Origin of the sequence: Roseicitreum antarcticum (assembly GCF_014681765.1) — a bacterium.
GTDB lineage: Bacteria > Pseudomonadota > Alphaproteobacteria > Rhodobacterales > Rhodobacteraceae > Roseicitreum > Roseicitreum antarcticum.
The window spans coordinates 942,505-958,391 of the sequence record NZ_CP061498.1; the positions used below are offsets into that span (position 1 = coordinate 942,505).

At 62.2% G+C, this 15,887-nt stretch carries 18 protein-coding genes; all 18 read right to left on the reverse strand.

What is annotated here, in order from left to right; translation table 11 throughout:
• Positions 1–7 precede the first annotated feature (7 nt).
• Entirely contained in the window at positions 8–1,549 is a 1,542-nt protein-coding gene (locus tag H9529_RS04360) for an NADH-quinone oxidoreductase subunit M (protein ID WP_092889401.1), read from the reverse strand.
• Positions 1,549–3,513, reverse strand: a complete 1,965-nt coding sequence (gene nuoL, locus H9529_RS04365) for an NADH-quinone oxidoreductase subunit L (RefSeq protein WP_092889398.1) — start codon at positions 3,511–3,513, stop codon at positions 1,549–1,551. The genes H9529_RS04360 and nuoL overlap by 1 nt, the downstream gene beginning before the upstream one ends.
• 4 nt (positions 3,514–3,517) lie before the next feature.
• A complete protein-coding gene (nuoK, locus tag H9529_RS04370; protein WP_092889396.1) occupies positions 3,518–3,823 on the reverse strand; it encodes an NADH-quinone oxidoreductase subunit NuoK in 306 nt (101 codons plus the stop codon).
• 87 nt (positions 3,824–3,910) lie between these two features.
• On the reverse strand, positions 3,911–4,528 hold the full coding sequence (locus tag H9529_RS04375; protein ID WP_092889393.1) for an NADH-quinone oxidoreductase subunit J: 618 nt from the start codon (positions 4,526–4,528) through the stop codon (positions 3,911–3,913).
• A gap of 60 nt (positions 4,529–4,588) precedes the next feature.
• Positions 4,589–5,083 (reverse strand): NADH-quinone oxidoreductase subunit NuoI, encoded by a 495-nt coding sequence (gene nuoI, locus H9529_RS04380; protein ID WP_092889390.1) that lies wholly within the window; start codon positions 5,081–5,083, stop codon positions 4,589–4,591.
• A gap of 1 nt (position 5,084) precedes the next feature.
• Positions 5,085–5,390, reverse strand: coding sequence for a TM2 domain-containing protein (locus tag H9529_RS04385; protein WP_223814293.1), 306 nt, complete (start codon positions 5,388–5,390; stop codon positions 5,085–5,087).
• A 1-nt stretch (position 5,391) separates the two neighbouring features.
• Positions 5,392–6,429 carry an NADH-quinone oxidoreductase subunit NuoH gene (nuoH, locus tag H9529_RS04390; protein ID WP_092889387.1) on the reverse strand — a complete coding sequence of 346 codons (1,038 nt, stop codon included), beginning with the start codon at positions 6,427–6,429 and terminating at the stop codon, positions 5,392–5,394.
• Positions 6,430–6,443: 14 nt separating this feature from the next.
• Positions 6,444–6,854 (reverse strand): hypothetical protein, encoded by a 411-nt coding sequence (locus tag H9529_RS04395; protein ID WP_176847109.1) that lies wholly within the window; start codon positions 6,852–6,854, stop codon positions 6,444–6,446.
• Positions 6,855–6,861: 7 nt separating this feature from the next.
• Positions 6,862–8,877, reverse strand: a complete 2,016-nt coding sequence (gene nuoG / locus H9529_RS04400) for an NADH-quinone oxidoreductase subunit NuoG (protein ID WP_092889384.1) — start codon at positions 8,875–8,877, stop codon at positions 6,862–6,864.
• Between the two features lie 3 nt (positions 8,878–8,880).
• Positions 8,881–9,315, reverse strand: coding sequence for a DUF5333 domain-containing protein (locus H9529_RS04405; protein WP_143033509.1), 435 nt, complete (start codon positions 9,313–9,315; stop codon positions 8,881–8,883).
• Positions 9,312–10,622 (reverse strand): NADH-quinone oxidoreductase subunit NuoF, encoded by a 1,311-nt coding sequence (gene nuoF, locus H9529_RS04410; RefSeq protein WP_092889378.1) that lies wholly within the window; start codon positions 10,620–10,622, stop codon positions 9,312–9,314. The genes H9529_RS04405 and nuoF overlap by 4 nt, the downstream gene beginning before the upstream one ends.
• A gap of 9 nt (positions 10,623–10,631) precedes the next feature.
• Positions 10,632–10,859 (reverse strand): DUF5337 domain-containing protein, encoded by a 228-nt coding sequence (locus H9529_RS04415; RefSeq protein ID WP_092889375.1) that lies wholly within the window; start codon positions 10,857–10,859, stop codon positions 10,632–10,634.
• An 11-nt stretch (positions 10,860–10,870) separates the two neighbouring features.
• A complete protein-coding gene (locus H9529_RS04420) occupies positions 10,871–11,986 on the reverse strand; it encodes an NADH-quinone oxidoreductase subunit E (protein WP_092889372.1) in 1,116 nt (371 codons plus the stop codon).
• The gene (locus H9529_RS04425; protein WP_092889369.1) at positions 11,986–13,200 is read right to left on the reverse strand and encodes an NADH-quinone oxidoreductase subunit D; all 1,215 of its coding nucleotides are present in this window, start codon (positions 13,198–13,200) and stop codon (positions 11,986–11,988) included. Before H9529_RS04425 ends, H9529_RS04420 begins: the two co-directional genes overlap by 1 nt.
• On the reverse strand, positions 13,200–13,838 hold the full coding sequence (locus H9529_RS04430; RefSeq protein ID WP_092889366.1) for an NADH-quinone oxidoreductase subunit C: 639 nt from the start codon (positions 13,836–13,838) through the stop codon (positions 13,200–13,202). The genes H9529_RS04425 and H9529_RS04430 overlap by 1 nt, the downstream gene beginning before the upstream one ends.
• Before the next feature lie 20 nt (positions 13,839–13,858).
• Positions 13,859–14,392, reverse strand: a complete 534-nt coding sequence (locus tag H9529_RS04435) for a NuoB/complex I 20 kDa subunit family protein (RefSeq protein ID WP_176847107.1) — start codon at positions 14,390–14,392, stop codon at positions 13,859–13,861.
• Positions 14,383–14,748, reverse strand: coding sequence for an NADH-quinone oxidoreductase subunit A (locus H9529_RS04440; protein ID WP_092889362.1), 366 nt, complete (start codon positions 14,746–14,748; stop codon positions 14,383–14,385). Before H9529_RS04440 ends, H9529_RS04435 begins: the two co-directional genes overlap by 10 nt.
• A 344-nt stretch (positions 14,749–15,092) precedes the next feature.
• Positions 15,093–15,881 carry a crotonase/enoyl-CoA hydratase family protein gene (locus H9529_RS04445; RefSeq protein WP_092889359.1) on the reverse strand — a complete coding sequence of 263 codons (789 nt, stop codon included), beginning with the start codon at positions 15,879–15,881 and terminating at the stop codon, positions 15,093–15,095.
• Positions 15,882–15,887: the final 6 nt, after the last annotated feature.

Consider the following 15,887-nt stretch of genomic DNA (forward strand, 5'->3'; position numbering starts at 1 on the left):
GGGCCTTTCAGTTCTGTGCCAGCCGTGCGGCGTTTTCAAACGCCGCCAGCGCGGTTTCATGCTGCGCCACAAGCGCGTCAACCGACGGGCCGATGATATCGGTAATCAGGGCGGGATACACGCCCAGCAACAGGGTCATCACGATCAGCGGTGCCATCATCGCCTTTTCCCGCGTGTCCATATCCTTGATGGCCTTCAGGCTCTCCTTGATCAGGTCGCCCATCACCACCCGGCGGTACAGCCACAGCGCATAGCCCGCCGACAAGATCACCCCGGTTGCCGCGAACAGCGCCACCCATGTGTTGACCTGGAACACCGCCATGAAGGTCAGGAATTCCCCCACGAAGCCAGATGTGCCCGGCAACCCGACGTTGGCCATGGTGAACAGCAAGAACACCGCCGCATAGACCGGCATCCGGTTCACCAGCCCGCCATAAGCCGCAATGTCGCGGGTGTGCATCCGGTCATAGATCACGCCGACAGCGAGGAACAGCGCGCTGGCGATGAAGCCGTGGCTGAGCATCTGGAAGATCGCACCATCCACGCCCTGCTTGTTCGCCGCGAAAATCCCCATGGTGACGAAACCCATATGCGCCACCGACGAATATGCCACCAGCTTCTTCATATCGGTTTGCATCAGCGCCACCAGCGAGGTGTAGACGATGGCAATCGCCGACAGCCACAGCACCAGGGGCGCGAAGATATCGCTTGCCACCGGGAACATCGGCAGGCTGAAGCGCAAGAAGCCATAGCCACCCATCTTCAGCAGCACCGCCGCCAGCACGACCGACCCCGCCGTCGGGGCCTGAACGTGGGCATCGGGCAACCAGGTATGCACCGGCCACATCGGCATCTTCACCGCGAAAGAGGCAAAGAAGGCCAGCCACAACAGCGTCTGCATGCCGCCCACCACCTGCCAGCCCATCAGGCTGATCGTGCCGGTCGAAAACTCATGCGTCAGCAGCGTGGGAATATCCGTGGTGCCCGCATCGACATACATGGCGATCATCGCCACCAGCATCAGCACCGACCCAAGGAAGGTGTAGAGGAAGAACTTGAAGGCCGCGTAAATCCGCTCTTTGCCGCCCCAGATGCCGATAATCAGGAACATCGGGATCAGACCGGCCTCGAAGAACAGATAGAACAGCACCATATCCAGCGCCGTGAACACCCCGATCATCAGGGTCTCCAGCAGCAGGAAGGCGATCATGTATTCCTTCACCCGATGCTCTACCGTCCAGCAGGCGGCAATGGTGATCGGCATGATCGCGGTGGTCAGCATGACAAACAGCACCGAAATGCCATCAACGCCCAGCTTATAAGTCAGGCCCATGATCCACGGGCGTTCCTCGACGAACTGGAAGCCCGTATTGCTGCGGTCAAAGCTGACCAGCATGATCAACGAGAACATGAACGTCGCCACGGTGGCGATCATCGCCAGCCATTTCGCATTCCGGTCCGCCGAGGCGTCCCGCCCACGCAGGAAAATCGCCATGATCGCCGCCGCCACCGCGGGGGTGAAGGTAATGATGGACAACAGGTTCAGCATCAGCCTGCCCCCCCGACGAGTGTGACATAGGTGACGATCACCACGATCCCCAGGACCATCGCAAAGGCATAATGATAGACGTAACCCGATTGAACGCGCCCAGCGAGGCGGGCAAAGAACGGGACGATCCCCATCGCCAGCCCGTTGATACCGCCGTCAATCACCTGGCCATCCCCCTTCTTCCAGAGGAACTGCCCCAGCGCTTTTGCCGGACGCACGAACACGGCCTCGTAGACCTCATCGAAATACCATTTGCGCAGCAAGAATTGGTACAGGATCGGCTGGTTCTCTGCCAGACGACGCGGCAGATCAGGACTGCGGATGTAGAACAGCCACGACAGGCCAAACCCCAATGCCATCGCAATGAACGGCGCGACCTTCACCCAGGCGGCAACCTCATGCGCGTCATGGATCAGGTGGTTGTCCTCGGCCATGAAGATCGAGGCACCAAAGAACGCATGCACTGCCTCGGAGGAACCGAAGAAAGGCTCATACCAGATCATGCCCGCGAAGACCGCACCCACGGCCAGCACGGCCAGCGGGATCAGCATGGTCTTGGGGGATTCATGCGCATGGTCATGGGTTTTCTTCGATCCGCGCGGCGTGCCGAAGAAGGTCAGGAACATCAGCCGCCAGCTGTAGAAGCTGGTCATCAGCGCCCCCGCCACCAGAATCCAGAACGCATAGGACTGGCCCGAGGCGAAGGCGGATTCGATGATCGCATCCTTGGACACGAAACCCGCAAAGCCGAAATGCGTCAGCGGGATACCCACGCCGGTGATCGCCAGCGTGCCGATCATCATCGCCCAATAGGTCATCGGCAGCTTGTGGCGCAGCCCGCCGTAATTGCGCATGTCCTGCTCGTGATGCATCCCGTGAATGACCGACCCTGCCCCAAGGAACAGCATGGCCTTGAAAAAGGCATGCGTCAGCAGGTGGAACATCGCGACCGAATAGACCCCGATACCCGCAGCGACGAACATGTAGCCCAGCTGCGAACAGGTCGAATAGGCGATCACCCGCTTGATGTCATTCTGCACCAGCCCGACCGACGCGGCGAAAAGCGCCGTGAAGGCCCCGATGAAGACCACGATATTCATCGCCTCTGGCGCGTATTCCATCAACGGCGACATGCGCACCATCAGGAAAACCCCGGCGGTGACCATGGTCGCGGCGTGGATCAGCGCGGAAACCGGCGTCGGCCCCTCCATCGCGTCGGGCAGCCAGGTGTGCAGGAACAACTGCGCCGATTTCCCCATCGCGCCGACGAACAGCAGGAATGCGATCAGGTTTGCAGCATTCCAGTCGGTCCACAGGAACCGCACTTCAGTCTCGGCAAGCTCTGCGCCAGAGGCGAAGATCACGTCGAACTGGATGCTGTCGGTCAGGTAGAACAACGCCATGATGCCCAGGATGAAGCCGAAATCGCCAACGCGGTTGACGATGAAGGCCTTCATTGCCGCGGCACCGGCGCTCGGCTTGCGGAAATAGAAACCGATCAGCAGGTAGGACGCAAGGCCCACGCCCTCCCAGCCAAAGAACATCTGCACCAGGTTATCCGCTGTCACCAGCATCAGCATCGCAAAGGTGAACAGCGACAGATAGGCAAAGAAGCGCGGGCGATAGCTTTCATTATCGCGGAAATTCTCGTCATGCGCCATGTAACCGAAGGAATACAGATGCACGAGCGCGGAAACCGTGGTGATCACGATCAGCATCACCGTGGTCAGCCGGTCCAGCCGGATTGCCCAATCACCGATCAGCGTTCCGCTGTCGATCCAACGCAGGATCTGGATCTGCTGCATCGTGCCGTCATAAGTCAGGAAGACCACCCAGGACAGCAACGCCGACAGGAACAACAACCCGGTGGCGATGACCTGAGCGGGCTTTTCGCCAAACAGGCGCCAGCCCAAACCGCACAGGATCGCCCCGATCAGCGGCGCGAAAAGAAGTGTCACAGCCATTGGATCAGCCTTTCATCACGTTGACGTCTTCCACGTCAATCGTGCCCCGGTTGCGGAAGAAACACACAAGGATCGCCAGCCCGATCGCGGCCTCGGCCGCGGCGACGGTCAGCACGAACATGGTGAAGACCTGCCCCACCAGATCGCCAAGATGGCTGGAAAAAGCGACCAGATTGATGTTTACCGACAACAGCATCAGTTCCAGCGACATCAAGATGACGATGATGTTCTTGCGGTTCAGGAAAATCCCGAAAATGCCGATCACGAACAGGGCTGCCGCCACTGTCAGGTAATGTTCCAGTCCAACCATTTGGTCCCTCGTTCAACGCTTGGCGGCATTCGGGTCTGCTGCCCGGTTTGCCGAAAATTCCGACCCTTTGGCCAAAGCCTGCAGGGCCTAGCCCAGCCCCTGACCGGGTTTCACATCTTTCAGTTCCATCGCCTTCGCCGGGTCGCGGTACATCTGCGCCAGCACGTCCTGGCGCTTCACATCCTTGCGCTTGCGCAGGGTCAGGACGATCGCGCCGATCATCGACACCAGCAAGATCAGCCCGGCCAACTGGAAGAGGATGAAATACTGGTCATAGATCAGCATCCCCAACGCATGGGTATTGTGGATCTCGGCGGGGTCGGGCGCCACGGCGGCGCGCAGCCCCATCGCGCCATCCGCCGTCTGCCATGCGCCAAACAGCAGCGTCATCTGCATCAACAGCACCAACCCGACCAGCCCGGCCAACGGCAGATACCTGGTCATCTCGGCCTTGAGCGCCGAGAAATCCACATCCAGCATCATCACCACGAACAAGAACAACACCGCGACCGCGCCGACATAGACGATGATCAACAGCATCGCGACGAATTCCGCGCCCAGCAGCACGAACAACCCCGCCGCCGACAGGAACGCCAGGATCAGCCACAGCACCGAATGTACCGGGTTGCGCGACACCACCACCATCAGGCCGGCGATCAACACCACCGTGGCAAATGCGTAAAAGGCAAAATCTGCGATACCCATGATCCCTCGCGTTCTCTTCTCTGTCCGGTCGCAGGCGGTTTCGCCACGGCCGGGATGCCCTTAGCGGTAGGGCGCGTCGATTTCCAGATTGCGTGCGATCTGGGCTTCCCACCGCTCGCCGTTTTCCAGCAGCTTGGTCTTGTCGTAGAACAGTTCTTCGCGCGTCTCGGTGGCGAATTCGAAATTCGGCCCCTCGACGATGGCATCGACCGGGCAGGCCTCCTGACAAAAACCGCAATAGATGCATTTCGTCATGTCGATGTCATAGCGCGTGGTCCGGCGCGAGCCGTCGTCGCGCGGTTCGGCGTCGATGGTGATTGCCTGCGCGGGGCACACGGCCTCGCACAATTTGCACGCGATGCAGCGTTCCTCGCCATTGGGATAGCGGCGCAGCGCATGCTCGCCCCGGAAACGGGGCGACAGCGGGCCTTTTTCATGCGGGTAGTTCAGCGTCGCCTTGGGACGCAGAAAGTATTTCATCCCCAGCCCGAACCCCTTGATGAAATCCGTCATCAAGAAGTACTTGGCCGCCCGGCCGTAATCCATCTGAGTCATGTTAACCCCCGATTTCAGTCATCAGGCGCTCATTATAGCGACGCACCTGAGACGGAATGGTGAAAAGATCGTAGATCAGAATCGCCGCTGTGACGATCAGCGTCACCAGCACACCAAAGCCGATCAATGTGCACGCCAGTATCAGAACAGCGATCCCGATGTTACCAAGATAGAAGCGGTGCCCGCCAAAGCCGCCCAGAAAAAACCACAGCAGATAGGCCACGCCCACCGACTTGCTGCGCGACTGAAACGCCATCAGCGCGCGGGTGTCATCTGATACGCCTTGGCGCCGCCCCTCGTCAGCCATTTCAGCCCCCGATCGCCCAGCGGGCCCACAGGCCGCCGAACAGCTCGAATTTCGCCAGGAACGCCACCAGCACGACCCAGCCCAGCGACATGGGCAGGAACACCTTCCAGCCGATCCGCATCAACTGGTCGTAGCGATAGCGCGGCACGATGGCCTTCACCATGGCGAACATGAAGAAGAAGATCGCCATCTTGCCCACCATCCACAGCGCGCCATCAGGCAGACCGGGAATGGGCGACAGCCAACCACCAAAGAACAGAAGCGACATCAGCGCGCACATCAGGAAGATCGCGATATACTCGCCCGCCATGAACAAAAGGTAAGGCGTCGAGGAATATTCCACCATGAAGCCCGCCACCAGTTCCGACTCGGCCTCGGGCAGGTCGAACGGCGGGCGGTTGGTTTCCGCCAGCGCGCTGATGAAGAACAAGATGACCATGGGAAAATGCGGCAGCCAGTACCAACCCAGCGCGCCCCAGCCGGTATCTTGCGCCGCGACGATATTGCCGAAATTCATCGACCCGGTGGTGATGATCACCCCGATGATGATCAGGCCCAGCGACACTTCATAGGAAATCATCTGCGCGGCCGACCGCAACGACCCCAGGAACGCGTATTTGGAGTTCGAGGCCCAGCCGCCCATGATGACGCCGTAAACCTCAAGGCTGGAAACCGCAAAGACGAACAGGATCGCCACGTTGATATCGGCCAGAACCCAGGTGTCGTTGAACGGGATCACCGCCCAGGCCAGCACCGCCAGCACGAAGGACAAAAGCGGCGCCAGGAAATACACCGGACGGTCGACACCGGCCGGAATAACCACCTCTTTGACCACATATTTCAGTGCATCGGCCACCGATTGCAGCAGGCCGAACGGCCCCACCACATTCGGGCCGCGCCGCATCTGGACGGCGGCCCAGATCTTGCGGTCGCCATAGACCAGAAACAACAGCGAGATCATCACAAATGCGACGACCAACAGCGATTGCAACGCGATCAGCAGCGTGATTCCCAGCCCGGTTTGCAAAAATTCAGCCATTGTTCCCTATATCCTCAGACCGTCGGTATTCCCTGCTCGCGACAATCCGCAACGGTGACTTCTGCGTCAATCGTGCGGACCCCGCGCGGCAGGGCTGGCGAGATGGTGTAAACAGCATCTGCCTCCCAATTACCACCCTCGCGGGCGACATTCGTGCGCACATGTCGTGCAAATCCGTATCCGCGGATCAGCGAATACTGCGCTGCGGCACAACGCGCGTAAGCGACGACATCCTCGCCGTCCCGCGCGCCTTCCATGGCGACATGGAAATTGACCATGCTCCAGTCCAACAGCCGCGTTTCAATCCCCGCATAGGCGGGCGCGGGGCGCGTATCGTCGGCCCGCGCCGCCTGCTCGTGGCCGCAGCCCGCCAGCCCGCCAAGCGCGGACAGCAGTACCACAGCCAGGGGCGGAAGCGGGGCCATCAAACCGTTACTCCGCTGCCATCGGGGGGGCACTGGCCCGTGCCGCGGCCTGCGCGCTCAGATCGGCCATCAGTTTCGATGACCGCGCGACCGGGTTGGTCAGGTAGAAATCCTTGATCGCATAAACGAAATCGGCCTTTGCGGGCGCGCTGAGGTCCAGCGGCACAACCGGATTTTCCGCGACGACATCTACATCGCCCAGATGCGGATGCAACTCGGTGATGACCCGGCGCAGTTGGGTGATGCTGTCGAAGGGCAGCGTAGCTCCCAGTTCGGCGGAAAGGGCGCGCAGGATGGCCCAGTTTTCCTTCGCGTCGCCCGGGGCGAAGCCCGCGCGCAATGCCAGTTGCGGACGCCCTTCAAGATTGACGAACAAGCCCGGCTCTTCGGTATAGGCCGCACCGGGCAGGATCAGATCGGCGCGGTGCGCGCCCCGGTCGCCATGGCTGCCTTGATAGATCACGAAGGCGCCGGGCGCGATGTCGATCTCATCGGCGCCAAGGTTATAGACCACCTCCGCCCCCTTCAGCGCGGCATCCAAGCCACCTTCGGTGACGGCGCCAACATCCATGGCCCCGACGCGCGAAGCCGCTGTGTGCAGAACCAACAGGCCCGCACCCGTCTTGTCGGCCAATGCCATTGCCTGCGACAATACCGCCGCGCCATCGGCCTCGCGCAGCGCGCCCATGCCGATGATGACCAACGCCGGATCGTCAAGCTGCGTGGCATCTTTCGCCAGCGCGACCAGCCCATCGCGCCCCGCGCCGTGTTCGACGCATTCGTAGGTCAGATCAACCGCAGGCCCCACGCGGTGCACATCTGCGCCCGCAGCCCATGCCGCGCGGATGCGCGCATTCATCACCGGCGCTTCAACCCGGGGGTTGGTACCGATCAGGTAGATGGTTTTCGCGGAATCAATATCCTCGATCCGCGCCGTGCCGGCATAGCCGCTGCGGTTGCCTGCGGGCAGTTTCGCGCCATCGGTGCGGCATTCCACATGGCCGCCCTGCCCTTCGATCAATTGCTTGAGGGCAAAGACCGCCTCTGCCGGGGCCAGATCGCCGACCAGCCCAGCCAGCTTGCGGCCCGTCATGGCCTTCGATGCCGCCGACAGCGCCTCGGGCCATGTCACCGGCTTCAGCTTGCCGTCCACCCGCAGATAGGGCCGGTCCAGCCGCTGACGCCGCAGCCCATCCCAGACAAAGCGGGTCTTGTCGCTGATCCATTCCTCGTTCACGCCGTCATGGTTGCGCGGCAAGATGCGCATGACTTCGCGGCCCTTGGTATCCACACGGATGCTGGCGCCCATCGCGTCCATCACGTCGACGGTTTCGGTCTTCGACAGCTCCCACGGGCGGGCGGTGAACGCGTAAGGCTTCGACACCAGCGCACCGACCGGGCACAAGTCGATGATATTGCCCTGCAAATTACTGTCCAGCGTCTGGTTCAGATAGCTGGTGATCTCGGCATCCTCGCCGCGCCCGGTCTGGCCCATCTGGGTGATCCCGGCAACCTCGGAGGTAAAGCGCACACATCGCGTGCACGAAATGCAGCGCGTCATGTGGGTTTCGACCAGCGGCCCGAGGTCAAGGTCCTCGGACGCGCGCTTCGGCTCGCGGTAGCGCGAGAAATCCACGCCATAGGCCATCGCCTGATCTTGCAGATCACACTCGCCACCCTGGTCGCAGATCGGGCAATCCAGCGGGTGGTTGATCAACAGGAATTCCATCACGCCTTCGCGCGCTTTCTTCACCATAGGGCTGTTGGTCCTGACCTGAGGGGGCGCCCCCTCAGGTCCGGGGCGCAGGTCCTTGACCTGCATCGCGCAGCTGGCGGTGGGTTTGGGGGGGCCGCCGACCACTTCGACCAGACACATGCGGCAATTGCCCGCGATGCTCAGACGTTCGTGGTAGCAAAAGCGCGGCACCTCGATACCGACCTGCTCACAGGCCTGAATCAGCGTCATCGCGGGGTGACATTCAACCTCCATCCCGTCGATGATGATCTTACGAAGCTCTGACATGGCTCACCTTGCTCTCAACAATACGCCCGCTTGCGAAGCCCGAGCGATCTCGGTCCGGCCAAGGGCACAATAGGTTTCCGGGTCGCTCTCCACGACCCCGTTTTGCGCGAAATACCGCGTTACGCTGGCGCGCAGCCGGTCTTTTTCTGCGTCGCTATCCAGAAAAGCGTCGATCTCATCGTCGGAAAAGCCCATCTCGCGCGCCTCAGCCTGCAAGCTGCGGGCGAACAGGAAGGCGCTGACCATCCGGGGGCTGATGCTGTCGCACTTCTTGCGGACCTGATCGGCCACCGCGATGGCAAAAAGGCCGTTATAAATCGACGGGTTGCCGCGCAGCGCATCGTTCACCGCCGCCTGGCTGGCAGCGGCGGGCATGGCAGCGGCGGGCATGGCCACTAAGGCCAGCACCAATGCGATATGCCGCGCGCCACGCATCATTCCGCCGCCACCGCCGCCACACGGCCCGAAGGTTTTGCAGCGCGCTTCGCCTTGATGCGGTCCTCGATCTCGTCGCGGAAGTTGCGGATCAGGCCCTGAATGGGCCAGGCCGCCGCATCCCCCAGCGCGCAGATCGTGTGGCCTTCGACCTGCTTGGTCACATCGAACAGCATGTCGATTTCCTCGGGCTCGGCCTCGCCACGCACCAGCCGGTCCATGACGCGCATCATCCAGCCGGTGCCTTCGCGGCACGGTGTGCACTGGCCACAGCTTTCATGCTTGTAGAACGCCGACAACCGCCAGATCGCCTTGATGATGTCGGTGGACTGATCCATCACGATCACCGCCGCCGTGCCCAAGCCCGACCGGAGGTCCTTTTGAAGATAATCGTAATCCATCAGCGCGCCGCGCATGTTTTCACCGCGCACGCAGGGCACCGAGGATCCGCCCGGGATGACAGCCTTCAGGTTGCCCCAGCCGCCGCGGATCCCGCCGCAATGTTTGTCGATCAGTTCCTCGAACGGGATCGACATCGATTCCTCGACCACGCACGGTTTGTTCACATGGCCCGAGATTGCGAAAATCTTGGTGCCCGCATTGTTGGGCCGCCCAAAGCCTGCGAACCATTCCGCCCCACGCCGCAGGATCGTCGGTACCACGGCGATGGATTCGACGTTGTTCACCGTGGTCGGGCAACCATAAAGCCCCGCGCCCGCCGGGAACGGCGGCTTCATGCGCGGCATGCCCTTCTTGCCCTCAAGGCTTTCGAGCAGCGCAGTTTCCTCGCCGCAGATATAGGCCCCTGCCCCGTGGTGCAGATAAATGTCGAAATCCCAGCCGGATTTCGCGGCATTCTTGCCCACCAGACCCGCCGCATAGGCCTCATCAATGGCGATTTGCAGCGCCTCTTTCTCGCGGATGTACTCGCCCCGGATGTAGATATAGCACGCATGCGCATTCATCGCGAAGGACGCGATCAGGCAGCCCTCGATCAGCGTATGCGGATCATGGCGCATGATCTCGCGGTCCTTGCAGGTGCCGGGCTCGGATTCGTCGGCATTCACCACCAGATAGGCGGGACGCCCGTCGGATTCCTTGGGCATGAACGACCATTTGAGGCCGGTGGGGAACCCCGCACCGCCCCGGCCGCGCAACCCGCTGGACTTCATCTCGGCGATGATCCAGTCGCGGCCCTTGCCCAGAATGTCGCCCGTCCCGTCCCAATGGCCGCGCGCCTGCGCGCCCTTCAGGCTGCGGTCGTGCATCCCGTAGAGGTTGGTAAAGATCCGGTCCTGATCCTTCAGCATGTCATATCCTCAATCTTTCGGGCGCTTCCGCCACAGGCGGAATGTCACCATCAACGCCCAGCCAAACGCAGCCAGCGCGGCCAGATCAATCAGTATCGCGAACCGCCCCGGCAGACCCAGCATGCCGCCCGCCCATTGCGCGACCAGCCACACCACCGTCGTCCCGGCCAGCACCAGCGCCACCACGCGGGCCTGCCGCGTGTCTTGCTGATGGGGTCGGGCGGGTGGTTTTACCATTGCACGGGCCCCTATGCGTCGCCAGCGGCCAGCGCTTTGGCCTGCGCCACCCAATCGTCGCGCGTCACGCGGCCCCGGAACCCTTCCATGTTGTCATCGACCCAGGCGATTTCCGCATCGCTCCAATTCGCGATCTGGTCGAAATGGTAGAAACCAAGGCTGTGCAGCAATTCCTCCAGCTTCGGCCCGACGCCTTTGATCTGCTTGAGGTCATCTGCCCCGCCGTCACGCGGCGCGCTCAGGGTTTCAGGCCGGGTCTGGTCGGTTGGTCCTGCCTGCACGGTGTCCTTGGCACTTGCCTCGGGCACGCCCGCCTTTGTCGCGGTCGAGGATTGTTTCGTCACCCCGGTCTTGTCAATCGGCTTGTTGGCCGAGGGTTTGGGTTCGGATTTCGGCTTGCTGCGCACCGGCGCATCGGCCGGAACCTCCCCGCGCCAGGGCGTGGTCAGCGGCACTTCGGTCCCATCGATCCGCTTCAGCGTGTCGCCAAGCGCGACCGCCAGCCCGACCGACCCATTGTATGCCTCGCCCTCGAACTCGGTCAGCGTGGTGCGCCCGCCCGCTGGTTCGGACGCGAAACGCCCCGATTGCGACCCCGGCGTGGGCACTTTGCCCGCCGCCATGTCATCGAGCAGCTTTTCAAAGCCTTCCGCTGTCATGTCCTCATAATAGTCTTTGCCGATCTGGGCCATCGGCGCATTGGCGCAGGCCCCCAGACATTCGACTTCCTCCCACGAGAACTTGCCATCCGCCGACAATTGATGCGGCTTCGGCGCGATCTTCTTCTTGCACACGGAAATCAGGTCCTCGGACCCGCACAGCATGCAAGACAGCGTACCGCAGATCTGGATATTCGCCACCGAACCAACGGGTTGCAACTGGAACATGAAGTAGAAGGTCGCGACTTCCAGCGCGCGGATATAGGGCATGCCCAGCATGTCCGCGACGCCCTCGATCGCCGGGCGGGACAACCAGCCCTCTTGCTCCTGCGCGCGCCACAACAGCGGAATGATGGCCGAGGCCTGCCGCCCCTCGGGGTATTTGGAAATCTGACCTTCCGCCCATGCGGCATTGTCGGGCGTGAAGGCGAAGGTCTCAGGCTGGGTATGGTGCAGGCGGCGCAGCATTAGCGGTCAATCTCCCCGAACACCACATCCATGGTGCCGATAATCGCGGCCACATCGGCCAGTTGGTGCCCCTTGCAGACATGGTCCATCGCTTGCAGGTGCAGATAGCCCGGCGCGCGGATCTTGGCGCGGTAGGGCTTGTTGGTGCCATCCGCCACCAGATAGACGCCGAATTCGCCCTTCGGCGCCTCGACAGCGGCGTAAACCTCACCGGCGGGGACGTGGAACCCTTCGGTATACAGCTTGAAGTGATGGATCAGCGCTTCCATCGAGCGTTTCATGTCCACCCGCGACGGCGGTGTCAGCTTGCCACGCGCCAGCACATCGCCCTTTTCCACGCGCAGCTTGGCGATGGCCTGCTTGATGATGCCGGTGGATTCGCGCATTTCCTGCATCCGGCACAGGTAGCGGTCATAGCAATCGCCATTCTTGCCCACCGGGATCTGGAACTTGAATTCGTCATAGCATTCATAGGGTTGCGCGCGCCGCAGATCCCATGCCAGCCCCGACCCACGCACCATCACGCCCGAAAAACCCCAATCCAGGATTTCTTGTTCGCTGATGATGCCGATATCGGCGTTGCGCTGTTTGAAGATGCGGTTTTCGGTCAACAGCCCGTCAATGTCATCCAGCACCGACGGGAACTTGTCAGCCCAGGCTTCCATATCGTTCAACAGCTCATCCGGCAGGTCCTGATGCACGCCGCCGGGCCGGAAATAGGCCGCATGCAGCCGCGCCCCGCAGGCGCGTTCATAGAACACCATCAACTGCTCGCGTTCCTCAAAGCCCCACAGCGGCGGGGTCAGCGCGCCCACGTCCATCGCCTGCGTGGTGACGTTCAGCAGGTGGCTCAGGATACGGCCGATTTCGCAAAACAGCACCCGGATCAGCGAGGCGCGGCGCGGCACTTCCACGCCGGTCAGCCGTTCGATCGCCAGACACCAGGCATGTTCCTGATTCATCGGCGCCACATAATCCAGCCGGTCGAAATACGGCAGGTTCTGCAGATAGGTGCGGCTTTCCATCAGCTTCTCGGTGCCACGGTGCAACAACCCGATATGCGGGTCGCAGCGTTCCACGATCTCGCCGTCCAGTTCCAGCACCAGCCGCAAAACCCCGTGCGCCGCAGGGTGCTGCGGGCCAAAGTTCAGGTTGAAGTTGCGGATTTTCTGTTCGCCCGTCTGGGCGTCGTCAAAACCTTTGGAGCCGTCCATCACTTCGCAGCCTCCTTCTTCACGTCGCCGGGCTTGGCGTCCGCCGTCTTCTCATCGCCGGGCAGGATGTAATCGGCACCCTCCCAGGGCGACATGAAATCGAACTGCCGGTATTCCTGCACCAGTGATACGGGTTCATAGACCACGCGCTTGGCGGTCTCGTCATAGCGCACTTCGGTATAGCCCGTGGTCGGGAAATCCTTGCGCAGCGGATGCCCCCGGAAACCATAATCGGTCAGGATGCGCCGCAGATCCGGATGGCCCGAGAACAAGATGCCGAACATGTCGAACACTTCACGCTCAAACCAATTGGCGCTGGGGTGGTGATCGGTGATCGAGGGCACCATGTCGGATTCCCGCACCGCGACCCGCAGACGGATGCGCTGATTGCGGTACATCGACAGGAAATGATACACCACGTCGAAACGGTGCCGCCGTTCCGGGTAATCCACCGCCGTGATGTCCACCAGCGTCGAAAAGCGGCAGTTTTCATCGCGTTGCAGGAACTGCACCACTGAAACCAGGTCGGACAGCCCGACCGTCATGGTCAGTTCGCCAAACGCCACTTCTTGCGCGCTGACCGCATCGCCCTGTCGCATCTGGATATGGGCGTAAAGGTCGTTCAAAGCCTCGGTCATGGCCTGAGCCCCCCCTTCTGTCATCGGACCAGTGTGCCGGTGCGGCGGATTTTGCGCTGCAATTGCAAGATGCCATAGAGCAACGCCTCGGCCGTCGGCGGGCAGCCCGGCACGTAGATATCGACCGGCACGATCCGGTCACAACCGCGCACGACGCTGTAGCTGTAATGATAATACCCGCCGCCATTGGCGCATGACCCCATGGAGATCACATAGCGCGGCTCGGGCATCTGATCGTAGACCTTGCGCAGCGCGGGCGCCATCTTGTTGGTCAGCGTGCCTGCAACGATCATCAGATCCGACTGGCGCGGACTGGCGCGCGGCGCGGTGCCAAAGCGTTCCACGTCATAGCGCGGCATGGCGGTGTGCATCATTTCAACCGCGCAACAGGCCAGCCCGAAGGTCATCCAGTGCAGCGAGCCGTTGCGCGCCCAGTTGATGATGTCTTCGGTCGAGGTCAGCAAGAACCCCTTGTCCTGCAGCTCGCGGTTGAGCGATTGGGTCGCGACCTCGCGGTCGGGCCCGGCGGTATTCGCGCCTGCCATCACTCCCATTCCAAGGCCCCTTTCTTCCACTCATATGCAAAACCGACCGTCAGGACGCTGAGAAACACCATCATGGACCAAAATGCGGTCATCGAGATGTCGCCAAAGGCCACCGCCCAGGGGAACAGGAACGCCACCTCCAGATCGAAGATGATGAACAAGATCGCCACCAGATAGAATCGCACATCAAATTTCATGCGCGCATCGTCAAAGGCGTTGAACCCGCATTCATAGGCCGACACTTTCTCGGCATCCGGGTGGCGCACAGCTATGATGATCGCCGACAACAGCAAGACGATCCCAAGGCCTACGGCAATGCCCAGAAAAATGATGATCGGGAGGTAGGCCCGCAGCAGCTCTTCCACTTTTGGCTCCTTTGTCGGACGTATGATCGCCCGTACACAGCATGCGGGCCGCCGCATCGGCGGGGGCCGCATCAGGTTTCGCTGCGACTGATCTATCCCTTGCCCCGCTTGGGGTCAACTCGGACCGTCGGGCAAATCGTCGCGCGCGGGGTGATTTTGCGTCGTATTGTACGCGCCATACACAGCCCGCGCCGCATTTCGCGGCACAGGGCGGGCAGCGTCAGCCCTGGTTGATTCTGCGCTGCGGCGCGCGGGTCCGCTGCGCCGTTAACCCTTTATTGACGAATGGTTTGACAGGCGGAAATGACAGCCCCCGCCGCAGGCCTGACGACGGGGGACGGCGCTCAGTCCACCGCCCAGGTCGGCGCGCGGCGCTCAAAGAACGCAGAAATCCCCTCGGCGGCCTCGGCATCCTCCCAGCACGCGACCAGCGCGCGGACCGAATGCTCCACCGCCGCCGCGTCGATCACTGGCCCCAATTCACGCGTCAGCCGCTTGGCCGCCGCCACCGCGCGCGGCGCGCACGACAGGTAGGGCGCGACCTCAGCCTCGACCGCCGCATCCAGCGCGTGCCCCTCGACCGCGCGGGCCAGAAGGCCCAGTGCCACGGCCTCTTCGGCATCGAACCGGCGCGATGACATGAACACCCGCCGCGCCATCGCGCCCCCCATGCGCGCCACGACATAGGGCCCGATGGTTGCAGGGATCAGCCCCAGCCGGGTTTCCGTCAGCCCAAACCGCGCGCCCGAGACGCCGACCGCCACGTCGCAAACCGACATCATGCCGATGCCGCCACCGAACGCCTGCCCTTGTATCCGCCCGATCAGGGGCTTTGGCAGCGAATCCAGCGCGCCCAACATGCCCGCCAGCGCCCGCGCACCGGCGGCGCGCGTGGCGCTATCGGCCGCCATCTGGTCGCGCATCCAGCCCAGATCGCCGCCCGCACAGAAACTGGCCCCCGCCCCGGTCAGCACCACCACGCGCACCGCGTCATCCGCCGCCAGCCGCCCCGCCGCCTGCGTCAGTTCGTCGATCATCTGCGCCGACAGGGCATTGTGCTTGTCGGGGCGGTTCAGGGTCAGCGTGGCCACGCCGCGCGCGTCCGTGTCCAGCCTCAGGGTGTCATAGCTCATGGTGTC

Excerpts from the sequence above, each read along its gene's own strand:
- H9529_RS04360 (WP_092889401.1), bottom strand. The coding sequence starts at position 1,549 with ATGCTGAACCTGTTGTCCATCATTACCTTCACCCCCGCGGTGGCGGCG.
- nuoF (WP_092889378.1), bottom strand. The coding sequence starts at position 10,622 with ATGCTGAAGGATCAGGACCGGATCTTTACCAACCTCTACGGGATGCAC.
- nuoK (WP_092889396.1), bottom strand. The coding sequence starts at position 3,823 with ATGGTTGGACTGGAACATTACCTGACAGTGGCGGCAGCCCTGTTCGTG.
- nuoI (WP_092889390.1), bottom strand. The coding sequence starts at position 5,083 with ATGACTCAGATGGATTACGGCCGGGCGGCCAAGTACTTCTTGATGACG.
- H9529_RS04435 (WP_176847107.1), bottom strand. The coding sequence starts at position 14,392 with ATGGGAGTGATGGCAGGCGCGAATACCGCCGGGCCCGACCGCGAGGTC.
- nuoG (WP_092889384.1), bottom strand. The coding sequence starts at position 8,877 with ATGTCAGAGCTTCGTAAGATCATCATCGACGGGATGGAGGTTGAATGT.
- H9529_RS04425 (WP_092889369.1), bottom strand. The coding sequence starts at position 13,200 with ATGGACGGCTCCAAAGGTTTTGACGACGCCCAGACGGGCGAACAGAAA.
- H9529_RS04375 (WP_092889393.1), bottom strand. The coding sequence starts at position 4,528 with ATGGGTATCGCAGATTTTGCCTTTTACGCATTTGCCACGGTGGTGTTG.
- H9529_RS04405 (WP_143033509.1), bottom strand. The coding sequence starts at position 9,315 with ATGATGCGTGGCGCGCGGCATATCGCATTGGTGCTGGCCTTAGTGGCC.
- H9529_RS04420 (WP_092889372.1), bottom strand. The coding sequence starts at position 11,986 with ATGCTGCGCCGCCTGCACCATACCCAGCCTGAGACCTTCGCCTTCACG.
- nuoL (WP_092889398.1), bottom strand. The coding sequence starts at position 3,513 with ATGGCTGTGACACTTCTTTTCGCGCCGCTGATCGGGGCGATCCTGTGC.
- H9529_RS04445 (WP_092889359.1), bottom strand. The coding sequence starts at position 15,881 with ATGAGCTATGACACCCTGAGGCTGGACACGGACGCGCGCGGCGTGGCC.
- nuoH (WP_092889387.1), bottom strand. The coding sequence starts at position 6,429 with ATGGCTGAATTTTTGCAAACCGGGCTGGGAATCACGCTGCTGATCGCG.
- H9529_RS04385 (WP_223814293.1), bottom strand. The coding sequence starts at position 5,390 with ATGGCTGACGAGGGGCGGCGCCAAGGCGTATCAGATGACACCCGCGCG.
- H9529_RS04430 (WP_092889366.1), bottom strand. The coding sequence starts at position 13,838 with ATGACCGAGGCTTTGAACGACCTTTACGCCCATATCCAGATGCGACAG.
- H9529_RS04415 (WP_092889375.1), bottom strand. The coding sequence starts at position 10,859 with ATGGTAAAACCACCCGCCCGACCCCATCAGCAAGACACGCGGCAGGCC.
- H9529_RS04395 (WP_176847109.1), bottom strand. The coding sequence starts at position 6,854 with ATGGCCCCGCTTCCGCCCCTGGCTGTGGTACTGCTGTCCGCGCTTGGC.